This is a genomic window from Paractinoplanes tereljensis, from assembly GCF_016862435.1.
Lineage (GTDB): Bacteria > Actinomycetota > Actinomycetes > Mycobacteriales > Micromonosporaceae > Actinoplanes > Actinoplanes tereljensis.
In genome coordinates, this window is record NZ_BOMY01000021.1 from 192,642 (window position 1) to 199,926 (window position 7,285).

General features: G+C 70.8%; 6 protein-coding genes. 3 read left to right on the plus strand and 3 right to left on the minus strand.

Annotated elements, in window-relative coordinates:
- Positions 1–39: 39 nt before the first annotated feature.
- Both Ate02nite_RS15225 and Ate02nite_RS15230 read right to left on the minus strand, forming a co-directional pair.
- Positions 40–747, minus strand: coding sequence for an NUDIX hydrolase (locus Ate02nite_RS15225; RefSeq protein WP_203805812.1), 708 nt, complete (start codon positions 745–747; stop codon positions 40–42).
- Positions 744–1,436 carry an NUDIX hydrolase gene (locus Ate02nite_RS15230; RefSeq protein ID WP_203805814.1) on the minus strand — a complete coding sequence of 231 codons (693 nt, stop codon included), beginning with the start codon at positions 1,434–1,436 and terminating at the stop codon, positions 744–746. The genes Ate02nite_RS15225 and Ate02nite_RS15230 overlap by 4 nt, the downstream gene beginning before the upstream one ends.
- Before the next feature lie 124 nt (positions 1,437–1,560).
- Here Ate02nite_RS15230 and Ate02nite_RS15235 point away from each other — a divergent pair, with 124 nt between their 5' ends.
- From Ate02nite_RS15235 to Ate02nite_RS48760, 3 genes are read left to right on the plus strand one after another with little or no spacing between them, the layout of a single operon-like run.
- The gene (locus tag Ate02nite_RS15235) at positions 1,561–4,152 is read left to right on the plus strand and encodes a CHAT domain-containing protein (RefSeq protein ID WP_203805816.1); all 2,592 of its coding nucleotides are present in this window, start codon (positions 1,561–1,563) and stop codon (positions 4,150–4,152) included.
- 11 nt (positions 4,153–4,163) lie between these two features.
- On the plus strand, positions 4,164–4,511 hold the full coding sequence (locus Ate02nite_RS15240; protein WP_203805818.1) for a CATRA system-associated protein: 348 nt from the start codon (positions 4,164–4,166) through the stop codon (positions 4,509–4,511).
- On the plus strand, positions 4,508–5,977 hold the full coding sequence (locus Ate02nite_RS48760) for a CATRA conflict system CASPASE/TPR repeat-associated protein (protein ID WP_239147427.1): 1,470 nt from the start codon (positions 4,508–4,510) through the stop codon (positions 5,975–5,977). Before Ate02nite_RS15240 ends, Ate02nite_RS48760 begins: the two co-directional genes overlap by 4 nt.
- Before the next feature lie 391 nt (positions 5,978–6,368).
- Here Ate02nite_RS48760 and Ate02nite_RS15250 read toward each other — a convergent pair whose 3' ends face one another.
- A complete protein-coding gene (locus tag Ate02nite_RS15250; protein WP_203805819.1) occupies positions 6,369–7,175 on the minus strand; it encodes an endonuclease/exonuclease/phosphatase family protein in 807 nt (268 codons plus the stop codon).
- Between the last annotated feature and the right edge of the window lie 110 nt (positions 7,176–7,285).

A 7,285-nucleotide genomic window follows, 5' to 3' on the forward strand; every position in this document is an offset into this window, starting at 1 on the left:
GGGTGGTGCTGCGGTTGTGGGCGTTGTTGCCCGTACCTTCTAGATCAGGCCCTTTGCGGTGGCCAGCGCCCACGCCACCAGGGTGAATTCGTCGGTGATCTCGCCGGCCGCGATCAGGCCAGCCAGCTCGGCCGGGGTGCACAGCCGGACTTCGTCGATGCCCTCGACCGTCGCCTCGGGCGAGAGCTTTTCCGGCATGGTCTCCACCCGGGCCAGGTAGATCTCGACGGAGTCGCCGTCGGCGGTCATCCGGCCGAGCGGCTCGATCTTGGCGCCGACCACGCCGATCTCCTCGGCCAGCTCGCGGACCGCGGTGGTCGCCCCGTCGGCGCCGTCCTCGGAGAAGCCGCGCGGGATCTCCCACTGCCAGCCGCGCAGACCGTGCCGGAAGTGCCGGATCAGCACCATCCGGCCGTCCGGCAGCACCGGCAGGGCGGCCGAACCGGTCCCCGGATCGGTGCCGAACTGGCGGATGTACGCGCCGACCTTCCCGTTGCGGAACCGCACCGCGTCCCGGACCAGAATGATGTACGGGTCCTCGTAGACGACGCCCATATCCGCGTACTCGGCCGGGCGGCCCGCCGCGCGGAACTCCTCGGCCGCCTTCTCCCCCGCGGCCAGCTGCTCGGCCCGGTCGAGGATGATCTCGGTGCCGGCCCCGGGCGGGTTGACGAAGTGGGCGGGCCGCTCGGCCCGCAGCTGGTCGTACCGGTCCAGTCGGCGGGCCCGCCGCTCGTCGTCGCTCACGCTTTTGCCTCCAGATGGCCGCGCAGCACGGCCCGCGCGTACGCGTTGATGGTGAAACTGTCCTTGATGGTCTCGTCCCGGATCAGTTCCCCCAGTTCCGCGGGCGACACATGGCGCACCTCGGTGATGCCCTCCGCGGTGGCCGGCCTGGGCTCGCCGGCGATCTCGGCCAGGAAGAGCCGGGTTACGCCGCTGGTGAGCCCGGTGTCCGGGTAGATCGCGCCGAGCTCGTGCAGGGCGGTCGCCTCCGCGCCGATCTCCTCCAGCAGCTCGCGCCGCGCGTCGTCGGCCGGCTCCGACCCGGGCAGGCCGAAGCCGCGGGGCAATTCCCACTGCCAGTCCCGGGTGGCGTGCCGGAAGTGCCGCACCAGGACGACCCGGCCATCGTGGACCGGCAGGATCACCACCCCTTCGGCGTTGCCGAACGGCACCGCGCGGATGTACGTGCCGAACTCGCCGCTAGGCCCGCGGACCGCGTCGCGCAGCAACATCACCCACGGGTCGTAGTAGACCACCCCGGTCTGCGCCAGCTCGGCGGGAAAGCCGTAACCGGCCAGCTGACCGGCGTAGAACTTCTCGGCCGCCGCGCGCAGCTCCGGGTCGAGGAGGATCTCGTAACCGGCGCCCGGCGGGTTGACGAACAGCTCGGGGAAACTCTCGCGCAGGCTCGCGTACATCTCGTCGTTCATGCCGGTCGGTGGCACCTCCAAAGTTGAGGATCACCGTACCGTTCGGACGACAGTAAACGTTCGGTCCTTTCGGATGGTCGACAGTCGCCGATACTTTGGCGTCCTCCGACGGGGTGGGGAGTCGATGTACCGGGACGAGATCGAGCGGTTCGCCTTGGGCTTCGACATCGAGGAGCTCATCCGGCGGTACGACAGCGACTTCGACATCCCGCACCGCCATGAGTACGCACTCGGGCTGATGCGGATGCGTTCCCTCTTCGACCCGGCGGCTCCGCGAACCGTGCGGACGGTGGCCGAGCGCGTCGGCGCACACTGGTGCGACATCATTCGCTGCGACATGGTGTACGACCACTGGACCGCGTTGCGCCACCTGCAGGCCGCCGGCGACGACGCCCAGTGGCTTCTCGACCAGGAGCGGGACGAGTTCGCCGACTACGTGCTGGCCCGGTGGTTCGACGGCGTCGCCAAGATTCACTACCGGCTGGGCGGCTTCACCCGGTCCCTGCCCGACTTCCAGCGGGCCGCCTCGCTGGCCACTGAGCTCTGGTGGTGCCTTCCCGACATCCGCAGCAACGTCCTGCGGGGCGAGTTCGAACAGAGCCGGCAGGCCGGCAACCCGACTCTCGGGGTTTTCGACGTGGCCCTGCGCCGGGAGATCGACCGGGTCACCTCGCTCGGGATCGACCTGGACTCGCCTCTCCCCGGCTCCGACTACAAGGAACGCGAGCTCCGGCGCGGCTTCTGCAGCCTGCTGCACAACCTGGCGGTGGTCCTCAAGAACGCCGGTCCGGCGCACCACGCCGAGTCGGCGGAGATCTCCCGCCGGCAGTTGAGCATCTCCCGGGCGCTCGGCGACGAGTTCCGGATCGTGCAGGCGGTCAACCACCAGGCCCAGCTCGCCGACCCGGAAACAGCCCGCGGGCTGTACTCCTCGTTGCTGAACGTGAAGTACGCCCGGGGCCGGCTGATGGCTCGCCAGCAGCTGGCCCGGCTGGCCATCGCCCGAGGTGATCTCACCGGCGTCGACGACCTCGGCATCCTGCTCGACGAAGTGGTCGGCGCACTGCACGCGGGCGGCAGCATCGGCAGCGACATCGACCTGGCCGACTTCACCATGCAGTCCTACGTCGCGGGGCTGGCCGTCCTCCCGGAGCAGCAGCGCCGCGCCCGCGAGGTCCGGCTGCGCAGGCTGCGGGAACGGCTGTCCGACGCGATCCGCCGGGCGGTGGCACTGCCGACCTACAAGCGGGCGTACTCGTCGACGGTCCGGCCGAGCTTCCTGGAACGCACCGCCCAGGACATCTCGGCGCTCGCCGGGGTCGATGCGCAGGACCGGGCCGAGAGTGCGTTCGGGCTGGTCGAGGCGTCGTCGGCGCGGGAGCTGCTGGACATGATGGCGACCGCCGAGCTGCCGCCGCTGACTGTCCCGGTCGCCTCCGCGGTGCTCCTTCCCGATGCAGCTCCCGTCGTCACGTCGCGTCGTTCCGACGCCCGGCGCGCCGCCGTCTCGGAGGATCGGCGGCTGGCGCCCTCGGTGCTCCTGGCCGAGATGGCCCGCCGGGAGGACGAATTCGAGAGCCGGTTCCTCACCCAGCCCCTGGAGGCGGCCCGGCACGATCCCGAGATCGCCTACCGGCTGCAGATGTTCACGATCAACAACCCGGACACCTGCGTGGTGCGCTACTTCGCCTACGGCCCGGCGCGCCCCGATCTGTTCGGCGCGTTCGTGGTGCAGCGCGGCCGGATGCGGGTGGTGACCGGTGTCCGGCAAACCGACGTGCAGGAACTGGCCCGCGAGCTGCTGACCCCGCAGCCCATCACCGGCGGGTCGGGCATCGTCGGCCCCTCGATCCCGCAGTGCGAGCGCATCTGGAACCTGCTGGTCGGCCCGGTCTGGGCGGAGATCGACGACCCCGACTCGCTCGGCCACCTCGTGCTCATCCCGACCGACGAGATCTTCGCGATCCCGCTGCACGTCGCCTGGCAACCCGGCACCGCCGCGCCGCTGACCGCCCGGGTGCCGCTGTCCCACGCGGTCAGCGCCACCGCATTCATCGACCGCGGCCGCAACCTGCTCAAACACCAGCCGGTCAGCCGGGACGACGACCTGGCCGCGATCGTGGTGACCGGCGGCGGCGTCACCGGCGACGAACTCTTGGACACCGGCTGGGGCGACCACATGATCCTCACCGGATCGTGGCCTCCGGAACTCGACAACGTGGACCGGAAATTCACCGACGTCAGCGAAGGCCTGAAGGCCATCGCCGAGGCCAAACCCGAATTCTTTGTGTACGCCGGGCACGGCAACTTCAACGAGGCGTACGGACAGTACGGCCCCTACCTGGTCCTTCCCGGCAATGAGTTCCTCACCCAGTACGACGTGGCCATGCGGCTGCGACTGCCCCGCAACAAGCTGACCATCCTCGGCGCCTGCCTGGCCGGCCAGGGCGCGCAGACCGGCGGCGGTGACATCGGCGGGTTCCTGCGCGCGTTGATCGCCACCGGCGCCGGGGCGATCGCCGTACCGCTGTGGAGCACCTTCGACTGGAGCATCGCCGACGCGGCCCGCTCGCTGCTGAAGGCGAGCCGGGACGCCGCCGACGCCGGCCGCAGCTACGACGCGGTGGCCGCCCTGCACGACGAGTACCGACGGATTGCCGCCACCACCCCGCCGGACATGCTCGTGGAATCCCTCCCTCTCACCATCTATCTCTGAGGAGCACCACGGTGCGCAACGACCAGGTGGCCCGAACGGTCCGGGCGGCGCTGTCCGGCGGCAGCCGGCCGGCCGACGACTGGGCGAAGATAAAGCTCGACCTGCTGGCCCTGCACGACGCCGTACGCGAAGGCGACCCCGACCGGATCGAGCAGACCCGGCGCGCCCTCGCCTACCGCAGCGGCGCCCGCCGGGTGGACCCGTTCGGCGAGCACCTGGACCTGCCGGAGCCCGGCGGCGTCCCGCCCGAGCCCGGCCTGCACGAGCTGGTCAACACCCTGCTCACCGACCTGGGCTTCCCCACCGATCTGCCGCCGCCCGGCCCGGACCTCCCGCCGCCGCCCGGCCCCGCCCAGTGAGCGTCGAGCTGCGCGATCCGGCCGTCCTAGTGAACGTCCTGGTCCGCGCCGACCGGGCCCTCGGCGAGAGCGACTCGACGGCCCGGCAGGCGGTCGAGTCGCTCTGGTCCCGGGCTCGGGACAGCGGCCTGACCGGCCAGGTGACCACCCGCTGGCCGACCGACCTGGCCCTCCCCCGCGACGGCGGCCGGGCCGGCGCGCTGACCGTGCTGGCCGCGGCCCAGCACGTCGACGCCGGCCTGGTCCGCCAGATCATGGTCTACCAGCAGCGCGACATCCTCGGCGTGAACCTCCTGGAGGCGGTGCAGGACGGCACCCGCGAGTGGGAGGAGTTCGACCTGGACTGGCTGACCGACTGGCCGGCCACCTCGATCGAGACGGTCGGCGCGCACGTCATCCACCTGGGCCTGGTGACCGACCCGGCCGAACACCGGCTGCCCGCCCTGCTGCGCCACCTTCCGGCCGCACCCCGGCGCTTCACGGTCTGGCGCCCGAGCCCCGAACAGCTGGTAGCCGAACTCCCCGCCCCCGGCCGCGAGCGCCACCTGTTCGCGGTAGCCGACCCGGCCCACGCCCGCCTGCAGTCCCAGTGGTTCACCAACCCACCACACGCCGGCCTGCCGCGTTTCACCCGCTACCTGGAACATTCCGCCCGCATGCGCTACCAGTCCCAGCTGCTGGCCGAACGCCTGCCCGACATCCGCACGGCCACCGCCGCCCTGGACCGCGACACGGTGGTGCTGCACCAGGCCCTGGACGCGGACCGCCCCGACCTGGACCGAGTCCTGCACGCCGAAACCTTGCTGGCCACGGTGGACGACGGCCGCCGCCGGGTGGTCGCCTTCCTGGCCGACGTGCGCGCGATGGCCACCACGGTAGGCATAGCGGTGCAGAACATGACCGAGGTGGTCGGCCCCGCCCAGGTGGCCGACGCCGACCGAGAGATAGGCAGCTGGACCCAAGAGCAGCTACGAGCCGAAGAGGCCTACCTGGACTCAGTCCACCTGAAGGCCGCCGAGGTAGCCGACCAGGCGTCAGCCGCGGTAGGCGACGTGCTCCGGCGCGGCTTGGACCGAGTGCTGCTGGCCCAGGCGAGTGTGCTGAGCGCGGTGGCCCTGGCCTTCACGGCGGCCCAGACCTTGGAATACAAGCCCCCGATCCCGGACCGCACGTACGGCCCGCTGGTAGCCCTGCTGGCCGCGATAGCCCTGGCCCTGCCGGTGACAGTGGTCCGCTGGTGGCGAGGCGCAGGCCCAAACCGCGAACGCTCCATCATCGACGTGCTGAGCGCAGTCCTGACCGGCGCCTCCTTCGCCTGGTTCATCGAGACCTGGCTGACCGGCTCAAGGCCGCTGCTGGCGGTCGCCAGCGCGATAGCCGGCGGCGCGCTGGCCGGCAGCGTGACCTGGTGGCGCCTGAGCCGCCTCTCGAAAGCGGCCACCGCCGTCAAGGCACCGAAGACTTAGGTCGCGACGCGCGCGACCAGACACCGGTTGGCCGTGGCTGCGCGGCACTTTGCTCTGCGCACCTATACGCGCTGCTCTGCGCACCTAGACGCGCGGATCGGATTTGGCCTTGTTTGCGGGGCCTCAGGCCTCCGGGCCGGGCGTGCCCGCACTCGGAACCGCTCTCGCCAGCGCTCCGGTTTGAGACCTTGTGGTCCTGCTGCGAGGTCCACACGCGAACTCCACAAGATTGCGCCGCACTACGCCGCCGGCGGCGGAGATGAGCGGCATGTCATGTTCTTTGGAGGAGGGTGCGTATAGGTGCGCAGAGCAGCGCGTATAGGTAAGCAGAGCAAAGGCTTCAGGTAGCAACGGCGGTCTTGTGGATCTGCCTCGCCCGGACGCTGGCTGCTCAGCGGAATACGCCGAGGTACATGCAGTGGTCGGAATAGCCCGTGTAGGCGCGGGCCACTCCCGCCGGGGTTAGGAAGCCTGGGCTGCCGAATAGGTAGTCGATCTTTCGCGGGATGGGGATGAAGGTTGGCAAAGGGGACACTCGGGAGCGGTTGGCCTCGGTGAAAGCGTTGTAGAAGCCGTCCAGGGCGTTGTCCTGGGGCTGGGAGTTCAGGTCGCCGCCGAAGATCACCGGGCTGGTCGCGGCGATCGGGGCTAGCCAACTGCGCAGTACGTTCAGCTGCTTCTTCAGGTTGGGGCCGCTGGTGGTGGTGTGGGTGGTCACCACGAACACCGTGCGGCCCGTCAGGCGCACCGTCGCGCCCAGCACCACGCGTCCCTCGGGGGCCGCGCCGTAGGGCGTGGGCAGGCGGTAGATCACCCGGCTGGCGAACGTCCCGCGGGCCACGATGGCCACGCCGAAGGTGCGGCCGTGCTTCTTGTCGTAGTTGTCGCAGTGGCCGCCGGTGGTCGCCGGGGCGAACGTCGCCCGGTAACCCAAGGGGGCCAGCCTTGCCTGCACGGCCAGGAACTGGGAGTAGCAGACCTCCTGGAGCATGGTCACCGAGGCCCGCAGGTGGTAGATCCGGTAGGCGATGTTCGCGCTGGTCGCTGCCGTCTCGCCGTGCCGGCACACGTTTCCGCAGATGTTGAACGTCAGCGCCCGGACGGGCGGCGGGGCGGCTTGGGCCGGTTGTGCCGGAACCGCGGGCACGAGGGCTGCGGCGACGGCCAGCACGCTGAGGACCAGGCGACGGAATCTCATGCCGGACCGTTCGGCGCCCCGGCCCGGCCGGGCCAGTCATTACCGGTCGCAGCCTGGTTGCCTTCCGGGCGCTCGCCTCCACGCCGCCATCCCGCAGGCCGGAAGGCCGG